The sequence below is a fragment of the Flagellatimonas centrodinii genome (genome assembly GCF_016918765.2).
In the GTDB taxonomy this organism is placed as follows: domain Bacteria; phylum Pseudomonadota; class Gammaproteobacteria; order Nevskiales; family Nevskiaceae; genus Polycyclovorans; species Polycyclovorans centrodinii.
Map to the genome: position 1 here is coordinate 85,343 of NZ_CP092104.1, position 14,839 is coordinate 100,181.

Below are 14,839 nucleotides of genomic sequence, written 5' to 3' on the forward strand. Positions count from 1 at the left end.
AGGCCTGGAGGCCCGCAGCCCTTGCATCTCGTCTACGCCATTGTCTCCGCCCCGCTGTTTGCCGGGGTGCTGTTCCTGATCTGCTGTCCGCTGATCCTGCTGCTGCCGACACTGCGGTGGCGGCGCGCCATGGGCCGGCTGTCGGTGCGTCTCAGCCTAGGGGTGATCGGGGTGCCGATCCGGGTCCGCGGGCGGCAGCATCTACCCGAGGGTCCCTGCGTGGCGGTGGCCAATCACACCAGCTATCTGGACGGCCTGGTGCTGACAGCGGCCCTGCCCGGTCACTTCACGTTCATGGTGCAGGACGGGGCTGCATCCTGGCCTTTCGTCGGCGCGGTGCTGCGGCGCATGGGCGTCGCCTTCATCAATCGGACCGCCGTGCGCGAAGGTGCCCGACAGACCCGAGCGCTCCTGAAACGACTGGCACAGGGCGAGGCCCTGGCGATCTTTGCCGAAGGGACCTTCGCCGATACGCCGGGCCTGTTGCCCTTCAAGACCGGTGCCTTCCTGCTGGCAGCCCGCGCCGACGTGCCGGTACTGCCGGTGGTGATCCGGGGAACCCGCCGCCTGCTCGGCGAGGGGCGCCGCAGCCTGCGCTGGTCGGTGGTGGAGATCGAGATTCTGCCGCCGCGGATGGCAGCCGGCAGTGATCGAAATGCGGTCACAGCCCTGCGCGACCAGGTCCGGGCCGACATCGCCCGGCACTGCGGGGAACCCGACAAGGGGCCACCCGGCGCCGATTGATGCACCGCACAAGCGGGGCGTGGGAGGGGTATCCTTATCATTCGTTCAACTCTTCAGGCGCCTGTGACTGCCCCGAATCCCCGCTCCCTGCGCCGTCCCGGCGCCGCCTGTGCCCCGTGTAGCCCCGATGCGCCGTAGCCTCGCCCCGCAACCCTGGGAGAACTGGGCACGTACGGTCGCCTGCGAGCCGGCCCACCGCGCCTACCCGGTGACCCTCGAAGAGGTCCAGGCCGAGGTCCTGCGCTGCGCCGAAGAGGGCGAACGACTGCGGGTCATCGGCCGCGGGCATTCATTCACGCCGCTGTGTCACAGCGACGAGAACCAGATGTCGCTGGACCGTTTCACCGGCATCGACGGCGTCGACATGGCGCAGCGCCGGGTGTGGGTGCGGGCCGGTACGCGGCTCCATCGGCTCGGCGAGATGCTCGCCGATCGCGGGCTGGCGCTCGACCTGTTCAGCGACAGCAAGCAGCAGACGCTGGCGGGCGCCATTTCGACCGGCACCCATGGCACCGGACGCACCGTCGGCAGCCTGTCGACGTTGGTCACCGGCCTGCGCATGGTGCTGGCGGACGGCTCGGTCCGCACCTTCACCGCCGATGACGGCGAAGTGTTCGATGCCGTGCGGTTGTCGCTGGGCGCCCTCGGGGTGATCACCCATGTCGAACTGGCCTGTCGCGACAGCTATCGCCTGGAGGTGCGCCGACAGCGAACGGTGCTGGACACGGTGCTGGCCCAACTCGACGACCTGCGCCGCGAGCATCGCCACCTCAGCCTGTACTGGTACCCGTTCACCCGCCACGTCCAGCTGATCACCCGCAATGAAACGACTGCGCCGGCCACCCGGGTTCCAACGCAACGCTTCGTCCAGGACGTCCTGACCGACAACGTGATGGGCTGGGGCCTGTCGCGCATGACCCGCAGTGTGCCGGCCATGGCCGAACGCAGCAGTCGGCTGGCCACCCGCGGTCTGCGTGACCATCACTGGGTGGCCGAGGCCCACAATGCCTTCGCCGCTCCGCGATGGGTGCGCTACGTCGAATCGGAGTACGCAGTACCGGTTGCCAACCTCGGGTTGGTGCTGCGGCAGATGCAGCGGTTGATCGAGGCGTTGCAGTTCCGCGTCCACCTGCCGGTGACCATCCGCTTCGCGCCTGCCGACCCCCTGTGGCTGTCCCCAGCCCACGGACGCGACGTCGCCTACATCGCCATCCACATGGCACACGGCATGCCCTACGCCGACTACTTTGCCGCCATGGGCGACCTGTTCGACCGTCACGGCGGCCGCCCCCACTGGGGCAAGCTGCACGACAAGACCGCCCGCGAACTGCGCAAGCTGTATCCGCGGTTCAACGACTTCCTGGCCCTGCGGCAGCAGCTCGACCCCCGCGGGGTGCTGCTCAACCGCTACCTCAGCGGCCTGCTGGACGTTCGCGAGCGATGAGTCGGCCGCCGTCCCCGGCGACCCGCTACGCCGCCGACCTGCAACAACCGGGATTCCAGGCCGATGCCGCCCAGGCCGAGGCGGTGGCGGCGCTGCAACAGGTGTACGAGCAGTTGCTGCAGCGCAAGCCCCGTCGCAGCCTCTCCGGTCGCCTGAAACGGCCCTGGCCGGCGGTTTCGGGGCTGTATCTGTGGGGTGGCGTCGGCCGCGGAAAGACCTATCTCATGGATGCCTTCTACGAGGCCCTGCCTTTCCGCGGCAAGCGACGGACCCATTTCCACAGGTTCATGCTGGACGTGCAGGCCCGCCGTCGTCGCTACCCCGACACCCCTGATCCGCTGCTGCAGGTCGCACGCGAAATTGCGACGGAGGTGCGGGTACTCTGTTTCGACGAGTTCTTCGTCTCCGACATCGCCGATGCAATGATTCTGGGCCGACTGTTCGAGGCGCTGTTTGCGGAGGGTATCTGCCTGATCGCGACCAGCAACCTGCCGCCGGACCAGCTCTATCGTGACGGCCTGCAACGCCAACACTTTCTGCCGGCCATCGACACCCTGAAGCGACATGTGCGGGTGCTCAATGTCGATGGCGGCGTCGATTATCGGCTGCGCACCCTGACCCAGACCGAGATCTACCACGCCCCCTGCGATGCCGCCGCCGAAGCCAATCTGGCCCATTGGTTCAGCCAGCTGGCACCGGACCCCGGCAAGACCGATGCAACGCTCACCCTGCATGATCGTCCGATCCGCGCCCGTCGCCTCGCCGAGGGCGTGGGCTGGTTCGATTTTTCCCAATTGTGCGAGGGTCCGCGGGGGGTTGCCGACTACATCGAGCTGGCGCGAACCCACCACACCATCCTGCTGTCGCGGGTGCCGCAACTGGGGCTGGATGGCGAGGATCCAGCGAGACGCTTCGTTCACCTGGTGGACGAGTTCTACGACCGCAGTGTGAAACTGGTAATGGCGGCAGATGTCCCCCTGGTCGCCCTCTACGGTGGAGAAAAGCTCCGCTTTGAGTTCGAGCGAACCCGCTCCAGGCTGCTGGAGATGCAGTCAGCCGAATACCTGGCCCGCCCCCACATTCCGTGAGCGCTACACTGTGCGCTTTCCTGAACGAGCGCGCCCCGGCGCGCCCCCGCAACGAGGTCCGCTGTACATGATGCTTCGCCTGCTTGCCCTGCTGATCGTGGCCACCGTGCCCGCCCTTGCAGCCGCCGCTTCGGTGCCGGAACCGCCCGACATCGAGGCCAGCAGTTATGTGCTGATGGATTTCCACAGCGGTCAGGTTCTGGCCACCCGCAATGGCCGAACTGCGGTCGAGCCGGCCAGCATCACCAAGGTGATGACGGTCTACGTGGCGTTCGACGAACTGAAGGCCGGCCATATCGCGCTGGACGACGAAGTGCTGATCAGCGAGCGTGCCTGGCGCAGCGAGGGCTCACGCTCGTTCGTCGAGGTCGGCAAGCGGGTGCGGCTGGAGGACCTGTTGCACGGCATCATCATCCAGTCCGGTAACGATGCCAGCATCGCGCTGGCGGAACACATTGCCGGTGATGAGAGCGTCTTCGCGCAATTGATGAACAAGCATGCCAAGCGCCTCGGCATGAAGGACACCCATTTCACCAACGCCAGCGGGCTGCCCGATCCCGATTTGCTGACCACCGCGCACGATATCGCGCTGCTGTCGCAAGCACTGATTCGCGACTTCCCCGATCTCTATCCCTGGTTCAAAGACACCGAGTTCGTCTACAACGGCATCCGTCAGCGCAACCGAAACCTGTTGCTGTACGAAGACCGCACGGTCGACGGCATCAAGACCGGCCACACCAACGCGGCTGGCTACTGTCTGGCCGCCAGCGCCATTCGCGACGACCGCCGTCTGATCACCGTGGTGATGGGCACCGAGAGCCCGCGTGCGCGCACCCGCGCATCCCGCGCACTGCTGGAGTACGGCTATCGCTTCTTCGAGACTGCTCAGCTCTTCGGGGCCGACCAGCCGGTGGATACCCTGCGCATCTACAAGGGCGCCAGCGAGCAGCTGAAGGTCGGCGTTACAGCGCCGATTGCGCTGTCGCTGCCACGTGATGCCGGCAGTCGCCTGCAGGTCAGCCATACCGTCGAGGGCCCGCTGGAAGCCCCGGTACAGGTCGGACAGCGGGTCGGTACGGTCACCGTGACACTGGACGGCGAGACCCTGCGCAGCCAGCCGATGGTGGCGCTCGAAACCATTGCCGAGGGCTCTCTGTGGCAGCGCGCGGCCGATACTGTGCGCCTCTGGCTTGCCGACTGACCTGCCTCCGGTGCCGGCGCCACTGCAGCGCTGGCTGGGCCAGGTCGACTATGTCGACAGTCTGGCGGCGATGCGCGCCTTCACCCAACAGCGTGGCGCCACCACGGCAGACGAATTCTGGATCCTCGAACATCCGCCCGTGTTCACCCAGGGTCAGGCCGGTCGGCCGGAACACCTGTTGATGCCGGGTGAGATTCCGGTGGTGGCAAGCGACCGCGGTGGCCAGGTGACCTACCACGGGCCCGGCCAGTTGGTGATTTACGTCCTGATCGATCTCGCCCGCATGGGTATCGGCGTGCGGCGACTGGTCACCGGCATCGAGCAAGCCATGATCGATCTCCTGGCCGATCTCGGCCTGACGGCTCGCGCCGACCCCGCCGCGCCCGGGGTCTACGTGGGTCGCGACAAGATCGGCTCGCTGGGGCTGCGGGTGCGTCGGGGCTGCAGCTATCACGGCCTGTCGCTGAACGTCGACATGGACCTGTCGCCGTTCGGCCGTATCAATCCCTGTGGCCATCAGGGCCTGCGGATGATCCAGCTGAAGGACCGCGTGCCGGGCATGGCCGTGGCCGCAGCGGCGGAATTGCTGATGACCCATCTGTACCGCCAGTTCGGCTACGCGCCTGCGGCCGACAATGCGCGAGCCCGCAGTCTGCCTACAATAGCGGCATGAAACTGCTCGCCCCACCCCAGCCGGAGTGCCCCGCATGAGCGTCGCTCCCACGCCCAAAGATGTGCTGGTCCGCGTGCGCGGCCTGCATTTCCGGCTCGGTAGCCGCAGCATCTACAAGGGCATCGATCTCGACGTTCCTCGCGGCAAGGTCACGGCGATCATGGGGCCCTCGGGCACCGGCAAGACCACCCTGCTGCGGCTGATCGGCGGCCAGTGGCGGCCGACCGAGGGTGCCGTCGAGTTCGACGGCACCAATGTTCACGCGCTGGGCCGCCGCGCGCTCTACCAGTTGCGCAAGCGCATGGGCATGCTGTTTCAGCACGGTGCCCTGCTGACCGACCTCAGCGTCTTCGAGAACGTGGCATTCCCGGTGCGCGAGCACACCCGCCTGCCGCCGGCGCTGATTCGCGACCTGGTGCTGCTGAAATTGCAGGCAGTGGGGCTGCGCGGGGCTGCAGACCTGATGCCGGAACAGCTGTCGGGCGGCATGGCTCGCCGGGTCGCGCTGGCGCGAGCGGTGGTGATGGACCCCGACCTGGTGATGTACGACGAGCCGTTCACCGGCCAGGACCCCATCAGCATGGGCGTCCTGATGCGGCTGATTCGCAGCCTCAATGATGCCCTCGGACTGACCAGCATCGTGGTGTCTCACGATGTCAACGAGGTGCTGTCAATTGCCGACTACGTGTATGTGGTTGCGGGCGGCGAGATCATTGCCCGCGGCACGCCGGAGGAACTGCGCGCCTCGGAAAATGCGCTGGCACAGCAGTTCCTGCGGGGCGAAGCCGATGGTCCGGTCGCCTTCCACTATCCGGCCGCCTCGCTGGCCGAGCAGTTGATGGGAGCCCCTGAATGAGCCTGATCGGCAACCTGTTGGCCGGGCTTGGCCGCGCACAGTTCTTTTTGCTGCAGATCCTCGTCGCCCTGCCCGCCACCCTGCTGCGACCACGGCTGGTGATCCAGCAGCTCTATTCGGTGGGGGTGTTGTCGCTGATCATCATCGTCATCTCCGGCAGCTTCGTCGGCATGGTGCTGGCGCTGCAGGGCTACCGCACGCTGATTCGCTTCGGCGCCGAAGAATCACTCGGGGTGTTTGTCGCGCTGGTGATCGTGCGCGAACTGGGGCCGGTGGTGACGGCCCTGCTGTTCGCCGGCCGCGCCGGCTCGGCCATGGCGGCCGAAATCGGGTTGATGAAGGCCACCGACCAGTTGTCGGCGATGGAGATGATGGCGACCGACCCGATGAAGCGGGTCATTGCCCCCCGCTTCCTGGCGTCGGTACTGGCGATGCCGTTGCTGGCCTGCATCTTCTCGGTGATGGCGATCGGTATCGCCGGTGGCCATGCCATCGGGGTGGAACTGCTGGGCGTGGACGATGGCGCCTATTGGGGTCAGATCCGCGCGGCGGTTGAAGCGCAGGATGTCATCGACAGTCTCATCAAGAGCACCATTTTCGGCATCGCGATCGCCTGGATCGCGGTCTATCAGGGCTATCACGCGGCGCCCACTTCCGAAGGCGTCTCGCGCGCCACGACCGGCACCGTGGTGGTGTCGTCACTGGCGGTGCTGGCGCTCGACTTCATTCTTACGGCATTCATGTTCCGTTAAGTGCGGACAAGGACACTCATCATGCAATCACGTGCCCTGGAGATCCTCGTTGGCTTCTTCGTCTGCATCGGCGTCGCGGCTGTTTTCGTCCTCACCTTCCGGGTCGCCAGTCTCGATTCGGTGGGCACCGGCGAAGGCGTCTACCGCGTCACCGCGCAGTTCCAGAACATCGGCGGTCTCAAGCCCGGCTCAGCGGTCACCATGGCTGGCGTTCGCGTTGGCCGGGTACAGGACATCGTGATTGATCCCGACACATTTCAGGCCCGGGTCACCCTGGCACTGGACGGTCAATACGATGCCATTCCAGAGGACAGTTCAGCCTCCATCCTCACCGCGGGTCTGCTGGGCGAACAGTACATCGGTCTCACGCCCGGCGGCATGCTCGACCCGCTCAAGGACGGCAGCGAGATCATGCTGACGCAGAGCGCGCTGGTGCTGGAGAACCTGATCGGACAGTTCCTCTCGAACATGGCGTCGAAACAGGAGTAATTCCATGTCTCGCTTCCTCAGTTTCATCGCTGTCGCCGTCTTCAGTGTCGGCGCCAGTGCGCAGACTGTCACCGCCGCGACTCCACCTGACGAACTGGTGAAAACCGTCACCGCCGAACTGCGTGCCGACATCGCCGAACACCAGGCCGAGTACAAGGCAAATCCCGAAGCCCTGTCGACGCTGGTGGACGAGAAGGTCGTGCCCCATTTCGATGTGCCGCGCATCAGCCGCCTGGTGCTGGGGCTGCACGGCCGCAAGGCGACACCGGAACAACTGGAACGCTTCGGCAACGCCTTCAAGAACATGCTGTTCCAGTCTTACGCCACGGCCTTGGTCGACTACCACGATTCAGTCGAGATCGAATGGAAGCCGCTGCGCATGGCGGACGATGCCACCCGCGCCACGGTGCAATCGACGCTGATCCGCAAGGATGCACCACCGGTGCCGATCGGCTTTGTCATGCACAAGTCCGAGGCCGGCTGGAAGGTCTTCGACATCACGGTGGAGAACATCTCGCTGGTGAACAACTTTCGTGCGCAGCTCAACGGCGAGATCAGCAAGAACGGGCTGGACGCCGTGATCGAGAAGCTGGAGGGCGGCCAGATCGACCCCAAAACCGAGACCATCAAGGACGCGGCTGGATGATCGAGGGCGCCCTCAGCTTTGTGACGGTACCGACGCTGCTGGCCGAGCGCGGCGATGCGCTGGCCGCCGCCGGCACCCTGGATCTCTCCGCAGTCGATCACGTCGACAGTGCCGGCATCGCTTGCCTGCTGGAGCTGCGGCGCCGCTCCGGCGGCACCTTGCAGTTGACCGCCATCCCGGCACAGATGCAGGCGCTTGCCGATTTTCTCGGCGTCGGTACCCTGTTGGGACTCCAGGAACCCTGACCCTCAATGAATCGCTCTGCCTCCGCCGGCCTGCTGCGCCTTGCGCCTACCCCCTTGGCAGCTCGCTCTAGGTGCCCATCAGTGCGAAACATTGCTCTAGCGCTTGTCACCTGCCTCGCCCTCGGCGGCTGTGCGCATCGGCCCAGCTATGAGCCCGCCGATCCGCTGGAGCCGGTCAACCGCCAGATCTTCGCCTTCAACAATACCGTCGACCGCTATGTCGCCGAGCCGGTGGCGCGTGGCTACGTGAAGGTGATCCCGGCGCCGGTCCGCGGCGGCATCAGCAATTTTCTCGATAACCTCGGCTATCCGGTGGTGATCGTCAACGACCTGTTGCAACTCAAGCTGTGGCAGGCGACCCGTGACACAGGCCGCTTTCTGTTCAACACCACCGTCGGTCTCGCCGGCATACTCGACCCGGCGACCGACATCGGGCTGCATGCCAACAACGAGGATTTCGGTCAGACCCTCGGACATTGGGGGGTCGGCGAAGGCTGGTTCCTCATGTTGCCGTTTCTCGGGCCCTCCACCAATCGCGACCTGGTCGGCAGCGTTGCCGACGGCTTCGCGACCCCGGTCTACTATCTTGAAGGGCCCTACCAGGAAGAAACGCGTGTCGGGCTGATCGTCATCGGCGCGATCGATAGTCGCGCCGGGCTGCTGGGCACCGAAAAGCTGATGGCCGACCAGCTCGATCCCTACGTCTTTCTGCGCAGCGCCTACCTGGATCGGCGCTACAACCTCCTCCACGACGGCAACCCGCCGGTGGAAGAGATCAACTACGACGAATACTTCGACGAGTAGCGGCGGCGGCCTCAGCCCACCCAGCGACGGGCGTTGGCGAACAACTGCAGCCACGGCGTGGTATCGCCACCACGATGGGCCGATGGCCACCACGAACCGGTGACACCCGCCACCGTCCGCTCCGGATGCGGCATCAGCACGGTGACCCGGCCATCGGAATTGCAGAGGCCGGTAATGCCCTCGGGCGAGCCGTTGGGGTTGTCGGGATAGCGCAGGGCCGTCGCGCCGTGACGGTCGATGAAACGCAGCGCCACCTGTCCGCCCGCCTCACAGGCGGCGCGATCGTCGGTTTCGGTGAACACCGCCCGGCCCTCACCATGGGCCACGGCGATCGGCAGCCGGGCGCCGGCAAGGCCGTCGAAGAACAGCGATCGCGACGGCGGCACTTCGACCATGGTCCAACGCGCTTCGAACTGCTCGCTGCGATTGCGGCGGAACGTCGGCCAGTGCTCGGCACCCGGCACCAGCGACTTCAGCGCCGCGAACATCTGGCAGCCATTGCAGATGCCCAGGGCGAACCGGTCCGGCGAGGCCAGAAACTCGGCGAAAGCCGCCCGTGCCTGCGGGTTGAACAGGATGGACTTGGCCCAGCCCTGGCCGGCGCCGAGCACATCACCGTAGGAAAAACCGCCGCAGGCCACCAAGCCGGCGAAATCCATCAGGGCGACGCGCCCGCCGAGCACATCGCTCATGTGCACGTCGATGCTGTCGAAGCCGGCGCGATCAAACGCCCAGGCCATTTCCGCATGACTGTTGACACCCTGCTCGCGGAGAATCGCCACTTTCGGCCGGCCACGCAGCACGGGGACCGGCGCCAGCGCTAGCGGCAACGACACCGTGAGGCCGGGATCGGCATCGTCCGCCAACGCCTCGTAAGCCTCGCGGGCGCAGTCCGGATCGTCCCGCAGGGCCGCCATGCGGTAGCTGGTTTCCGCCCAGATCTGCTCCAGTTCGGCGCGTGATGCCGTGAAATGCTGGGCCCCGTTCATGCAGAAGCGCAGCGGCCCGTCGGCCTGGACGCTGCCGAGCCGCTGGATGGTCAGCCCGGCCGCCAGACCCTCACTGGCAAAGCGGTCGGCATCGGCTGCGCGAAGCTGCACCACCATGCCCAGCTCTTCGGCGAACAACTGGCCCAGCAGGTCGCCCTGCGGCAGGTCGATGTACAGGCCGCAACGGCCAGCAAACGCCATTTCGCAGAGGGTGACGAACAGGCCACCGTCACTGCGATCGTGATAGGCCAGCACCTGTCCATCAGCATTCCAGCGCTGCAGCAGGTCCCAGGCCGCCCGTAGCTGCATGGGCTGGTCGAGGTCCGGTGCGATCTCGCCGAGTTCGCCGTAAACCTGCGCCAGGGCACTGCCACCGAGCCGGTTTCGGCCGTTTCCGAGGTCGACCAGCAGCAGCACGCTGTCGGCCTCCGGCTGCAGCTGCGGCGTCAGGCTGCGACGCACATCGGCCACCGGTGCGAACGCCGAGATGATCGCCGACACCGGCGCCGTCTGCTTCTGTTCGACACCGTCGGGCGAGGCCCACAGCGCCTTCATCGACAGCGAGTCCTTGCCCACCGGGATGGCGATGCCGAGCGACGGACACAGCTGCTCGCCGATTGCGCGCACCGCATCGAACAGGCGCGCATCCTCGTCATCGTTGCCGCAGGCCGCCATCCAGTTGGCGGACAACCGGACGTCGCCGAGCTTGGCAATCGATGCCGCCGCCAAATTGGTAAGCGCCTCGCCCACTGCCATGCGTGCCGATGCCGCGGCATCGAGCGCGGCCAGCAATGGCCGCTCGCCCATCGCCATCGCCTCACCGGTGGTGGCGGTGAACCCGGTTGCGGTGACCGCGCAATCGGCGACCGGCACCTGCCAGGGCCCGACCATCTGGTCGCGCACACTCAGGCCCCCGACGGTGCGATCGCCAATGGTGATCAGGAAATGCTTGGCAGCGACCGCGGGGAGTCGCAGCACCCGGCGCGCCGCCTCTTCCAGCGTGATTCGCGGCAACGGGCGGGTCAGCGGCGGCTGTCGGCGGGTGTTGCGCTGGAGACGGGGCGGCTTGCCCAGCAACACCGGCATCGGCATGTCGACCGGAAAGCTGCCGTCACGCGCATCCTCGACCCGCAGTTGCGGCTCGACGGTTGCGCGGCCGACCACAGCCATCGGGCAGCGCTCGCGAGTACAGGCTGCCTCGATCACGGCCAGGCCCTCGGGCCGGATCGCCAGCACATACCGCTCCTGGCTTTCGTTGCACCAGATTTCCATCGGCGACAGCGCCGGGTCGGCCGACTGCACGTCACGCAGCTGAAAGTGACCGCCGCGTCCATCGGCGTCCACCAGCTCCGGCAAGGCGTTGGAAATGCCGCCGGCGCCGACGTCGTGTATCGACAGAATGGGGTTGTCGGCACCGAGGCGCCAACAGGCATCAATCACCTCCTGGCAGCGCCGTTCCAGTTCCGGATTGGCGCGCTGCACACTGGCAAAGTCGAGCGCTTCCGAGGAACTGCCGGTGGCCATCGAGCTGGCTGCGCCGCCTCCCAGGCCGATCAGCATGGCGGGGCCGCCGAGCACCAGCAGCAGCGCGCCGTCGACCACCGGCAGCTTGTCGACATGGCCATCGCGGACACTACCGAAACCGCCGGCGATCATGATCGGCTTGTGATACCCGCGATTGCGGCCGTCCGCGGTCACCAGCTCCACGGTGCGGAAGTAGCCGTTGAGACAGGGCCGCCCGAACTCGTTGTTGTAGGCGGCAGCCCCGATGGGGGCCTCGAGCATGATGTCCAGTGCCGGTGCCATCCGCGACGGTGTCGACAGATCGGCCTCCCACGGCTGGGAAAAGCCGGGAATGCGGAGGTTGGCGGTGGTGAAACCGACCAGTCCGGCCTTGGGCTTGCCACCGCGGCCGGTGGCGGCCTCATCCCGAATCTCGCCGCCACTGCCAGTAGCGGCTCCGGGGTCGGGGCTGATTCCGGTGGGGTGGTTATGGGTCTCCACTTTCATCAGCATGTGCACGGGTTCGTCATGTCCGCGCCAGACACCATCGGCATCGGGAAACCAGCGCATCGCGGTGGGGCCCGCCACCACCGCAGCATTATCCTTGTAGGCGGACAACACACCCTCGGGCGCGGCGGCATGGGTCATGCGGATCATCTGGAACAGCGAGTGCGGCTGGCGCTCACCGTCGACGGTGAACTCGGCGTTGAAAATCTTGTGCCGGCAGTGCTCGCTGTTGACCTGGGCGAACATCATGAGCTCGGCGTCGGTCGGGTTGCGGCCCGAGGTCCGGGCATGCGCGGCAAGGTAGTCGATCTCGTCGTCCGACAAGGCCAGACCCCAATCGGTGTTGGCGGCGGCGAGTGCCGCACGGCCGCCGCCCAGCACGTCAACCACCCGCAGTGGTCGTGACGGCTGAACGGCAAACAGTTGCGACAGCGCGGCCGGATCCTCCAGCACTGATTCCATCATCGGATCATGCAGGGCGGCACGTTGCACGGGCGTGAGCGCGGTACACCCGCGCAAGGCCACCACCCGACCCCGTTCGATGCGACGGATTCCGTCCAGCCCGGCGACACGGGCAATGTCCGTGGCCTTGCTCGACCAGGGCGACACGGTGCCCACCCGCGGCACCACGTAGAGGGTCAGGTCGCCTTGCGGCAGCGCATCGACGCCGGGGCCCAGCAACTCTCTCAGACGTCCGGAGTCGGCCTCACCCTCGACCAGAAAACACTCGCAGACGTCGATGTCCGACGATCGCAGTCCCAGCGCGGCGGCCAGTCGTTCCAGACGGAAGGCGGAGAGCGGCGGCAGTCCGCTGATCAGTTGCACGGGCATGGGCTTCAGGCATCGGGGAGCAAGCCGCCATTGTCCCATTTTTCGGCGCGCCGATGCCGCGTCGGGCCATCAGGCCACCAGGTCACACCAAGCCAGACCGGCGCCCTGATCGGCACAGCGACACCAGGCCGGATCGTCTTCCAGCACATCGATGATGGCCGCCCGCGCCAGCGCCGGCGTGTTGTTCACCTCGGACAGGTGGGTGAGGATCAGGTGCTGCAGGCGGCGGCGATCCAGGCGCTGCAACAGCGCGGCCGACTGCCGGTTGGAGAGGTGACCGAAATCACCGCCCACCCGCTGCTTGAGGCGATAGGGATACGGGCCGTCGGCGAGCATCTGCGGATCATGGTTGCACTCCAGCAGTAGCGCATCGCAGCCATCCAGGCGGGCGACCACATGCGGCGTCACGTGGCCGAGGTCGGAAATCACCCCCAGCCAGCGGCTGCCATGTCCGATCCGGTACTGGCAGGGTTGCGCTGCATCGTGGGGCACCGCAAACGGTTCGATGTCGAGGGCGCCAATGGTGAACCCATGGTCGGGGTCAAACCGACGAATGTCGGGAACCGCGTCGTCATGCCAGACCCGTGCCGTACCGTGGGTCAGGTAAACCGGTGTCCGGTAGCGTCGCGCCAGTCGCCCAACCCCGCCGAGATGGTCACCGTGCTCATGGGTCACCAGAATGGCGTCCAGCTGCCCCCCCTCAAGGCCGAGACGGGCCAGCCGCTGCTCGGTGTCCTTGAGGGTGAACCCGCAGTCGATCAACACCCGGGTGCCGCCCGCCTCGACCACGGTGCCATTGCCCTTGCTGCCGGAACCGAGGGAGGCGAAGCGCATCAGCCCCGCGGCCCGCTCGGGTACAACGGGAACGGCATGATCTTGCCGCTGTCACCGGCATCGGTCACCCGTGCCGGGCCCTGGCGACTGACTTCGTCGATGCGGATCACCGAGTGAACCGGCAGATAGAACCGCTCGACACCATCAAACTGCGCCTTCAATTTTTCTTCGCCGGGGTCCACCACCACCGTGCTGCGCTCGCCGAACACCAGCTTGCCGATCTCGACGAAGCCCAGCAGGTTGCCGTGGCTCACCTCGCGCGCGTAAATCTCGAATATCTGGTCGTGATTGCGAAAGCTGACGCGGTAAAGACGGGCGGGCGTACTCATATAGTTCGATATTTTATCACTGACGCTCAAGCCGGCAGCGGAATGAACTCGGTTTCGCCGGGCACGGCCGCAAAGCGCTGCGCCTTCCAGTCCGCCTTGGCTTGCTCGATGCGTTCGGGACGGGTCGAGACGAAGTTCCAGACGATGTGCCGGGTTTCCGGATAGGGCTGCCCGCCAACGATGACCACCCGCGCACCTTCACTGCTGGTCAGCAGCAGGTCGCGGGTCGCATCCACCACCATCAGGTGATGCTGCGGCAGCGGTTCGGAATCGACCGCGAGGCTGCCGCTGGCGAGATAGAGCGCTCGGTCACCGACACCGGCCGGCATCCGCCAGGACGCACCGGGCGCCAGGGTGAGGACAGCAAACAAGGTTTCGGTACCGGTATCCACTGGCGAATGGCGGGCGCCCAACGCCCCGATCAGCAGGTGCAGCTCGCCGCCCTCGAACCGATCGACCGGCAACTCGGCAGCCGGATAGTGCATGAACGCAGGCTCTGCCTCTTCCGTCTCCACCGGCAACGCCATCCACATCTGGATCCCCTCGACCGCTTGCTGGCGGTCGCGGATATCGTCGGGAATGCGCTCCGAGTGCACCACGCCGCTTCCCGCCACCATCACATTCACCGCGCCTGGGTCGATCCGCTGCACCACACCCATGCTGTCGCGGTGCATGAACGCACCACTGAACAGGTAGGTGACGGTGGCCAGCCCGATATGCGGATGCGGGCGGACATCCCCTTCGGTGGTGCCCTGCGGAAACAGCGCCGGCCCCATGTGGTCGAGAAAGATGAACGGGCCGACCATCCACTGCTGCGCCGACGGCAGGATACGGCGGACCGGGAATCCGATATCCCGCGTTTGCGGCTTGATGACCTTGGACATGGGAGCTCCTGACAGGGGCG

At 66.3% G+C, this 14,839-nt stretch carries 15 protein-coding genes; 11 read left to right on the plus strand and 4 right to left on the minus strand.

The genetic code is table 11. The features are described 5' to 3' along the window. Positions 1-21 precede the first annotated feature (21 nt). The 11 genes from JN531_RS00380 (at position 22) to JN531_RS00430 (ending at position 8,942) form a co-directional block, all read left to right on the plus strand. Positions 22-744, plus strand: a complete 723-nt coding sequence (locus JN531_RS00380; RefSeq protein ID WP_228346878.1) for a lysophospholipid acyltransferase family protein — start codon at positions 22-24, stop codon at positions 742-744. 127 nt (positions 745-871) lie between these two features. Further along, entirely contained in the window at positions 872-2,188 is a 1,317-nt protein-coding gene (locus JN531_RS00385; RefSeq protein ID WP_228346879.1) for a D-arabinono-1,4-lactone oxidase, read from the plus strand. Further along, positions 2,185-3,276, plus strand: a complete 1,092-nt coding sequence (zapE, locus tag JN531_RS00390; RefSeq protein ID WP_228346880.1) for a cell division protein ZapE — start codon at positions 2,185-2,187, stop codon at positions 3,274-3,276. The genes JN531_RS00385 and zapE overlap by 4 nt, the downstream gene beginning before the upstream one ends. A 67-nt stretch (positions 3,277-3,343) precedes the next feature. Beyond that, positions 3,344-4,477: a D-alanyl-D-alanine carboxypeptidase family protein gene (locus JN531_RS00395; protein ID WP_228346881.1), complete on the plus strand. Its 1,134-nt coding sequence runs from the start codon at positions 3,344-3,346 to the stop codon at positions 4,475-4,477. Between the two features lie 10 nt (positions 4,478-4,487). Beyond that, a complete protein-coding gene (gene lipB / locus JN531_RS00400) occupies positions 4,488-5,150 on the plus strand; it encodes a lipoyl(octanoyl) transferase LipB (protein ID WP_239795326.1) in 663 nt (220 codons plus the stop codon). Between the two features lie 34 nt (positions 5,151-5,184). After that, complete coding sequence (locus JN531_RS00405) at positions 5,185-6,006, plus strand: ABC transporter ATP-binding protein (protein WP_228346883.1); 822 nt, start codon at positions 5,185-5,187, stop codon at positions 6,004-6,006. Then, positions 6,003-6,758 carry a lipid asymmetry maintenance ABC transporter permease subunit MlaE gene (mlaE, locus tag JN531_RS00410; protein WP_228346884.1) on the plus strand — a complete coding sequence of 252 codons (756 nt, stop codon included), beginning with the start codon at positions 6,003-6,005 and terminating at the stop codon, positions 6,756-6,758. The genes JN531_RS00405 and mlaE overlap by 4 nt, the downstream gene beginning before the upstream one ends. A gap of 21 nt (positions 6,759-6,779) precedes the next feature. Then, positions 6,780-7,247: an outer membrane lipid asymmetry maintenance protein MlaD gene (gene mlaD, locus JN531_RS00415; protein ID WP_228346885.1), complete on the plus strand. Its 468-nt coding sequence runs from the start codon at positions 6,780-6,782 to the stop codon at positions 7,245-7,247. Positions 7,248-7,251: 4 nt separating this feature from the next. After that, the gene (locus JN531_RS00420; RefSeq protein WP_228346886.1) at positions 7,252-7,893 is read left to right on the plus strand and encodes an MlaC/ttg2D family ABC transporter substrate-binding protein; all 642 of its coding nucleotides are present in this window, start codon (positions 7,252-7,254) and stop codon (positions 7,891-7,893) included. Next, positions 7,890-8,138, plus strand: a complete 249-nt coding sequence (locus tag JN531_RS00425) for an STAS domain-containing protein (protein ID WP_228346887.1) — start codon at positions 7,890-7,892, stop codon at positions 8,136-8,138. The genes JN531_RS00420 and JN531_RS00425 overlap by 4 nt, the downstream gene beginning before the upstream one ends. Before the next feature lie 81 nt (positions 8,139-8,219). Continuing rightward, positions 8,220-8,942, plus strand: a complete 723-nt coding sequence (locus tag JN531_RS00430; protein ID WP_228346888.1) for an MlaA family lipoprotein — start codon at positions 8,220-8,222, stop codon at positions 8,940-8,942. 11 nt (positions 8,943-8,953) lie between these two features. On the opposite strand, the gene purL is transcribed toward JN531_RS00430, so the two are convergent. From purL to JN531_RS00450, 4 genes are all read right to left on the minus strand, one after another. Continuing rightward, on the minus strand, positions 8,954-12,772 hold the full coding sequence (purL, locus tag JN531_RS00435) for a phosphoribosylformylglycinamidine synthase (protein ID WP_228346889.1): 3,819 nt from the start codon (positions 12,770-12,772) through the stop codon (positions 8,954-8,956). 69 nt (positions 12,773-12,841) lie between these two features. Beyond that, the gene (locus tag JN531_RS00440; RefSeq protein WP_228346890.1) at positions 12,842-13,606 is read right to left on the minus strand and encodes an MBL fold metallo-hydrolase; all 765 of its coding nucleotides are present in this window, start codon (positions 13,604-13,606) and stop codon (positions 12,842-12,844) included. Continuing rightward, positions 13,606-13,935, minus strand: a complete 330-nt coding sequence (locus tag JN531_RS00445) for a DUF1820 family protein (protein ID WP_228346891.1) — start codon at positions 13,933-13,935, stop codon at positions 13,606-13,608. The genes JN531_RS00440 and JN531_RS00445 overlap by 1 nt, the downstream gene beginning before the upstream one ends. Positions 13,936-13,961: 26 nt before the next feature. Beyond that, a complete protein-coding gene (locus tag JN531_RS00450) occupies positions 13,962-14,819 on the minus strand; it encodes a pirin family protein (protein WP_228346892.1) in 858 nt (285 codons plus the stop codon). Positions 14,820-14,839 lie beyond the last annotated feature (20 nt).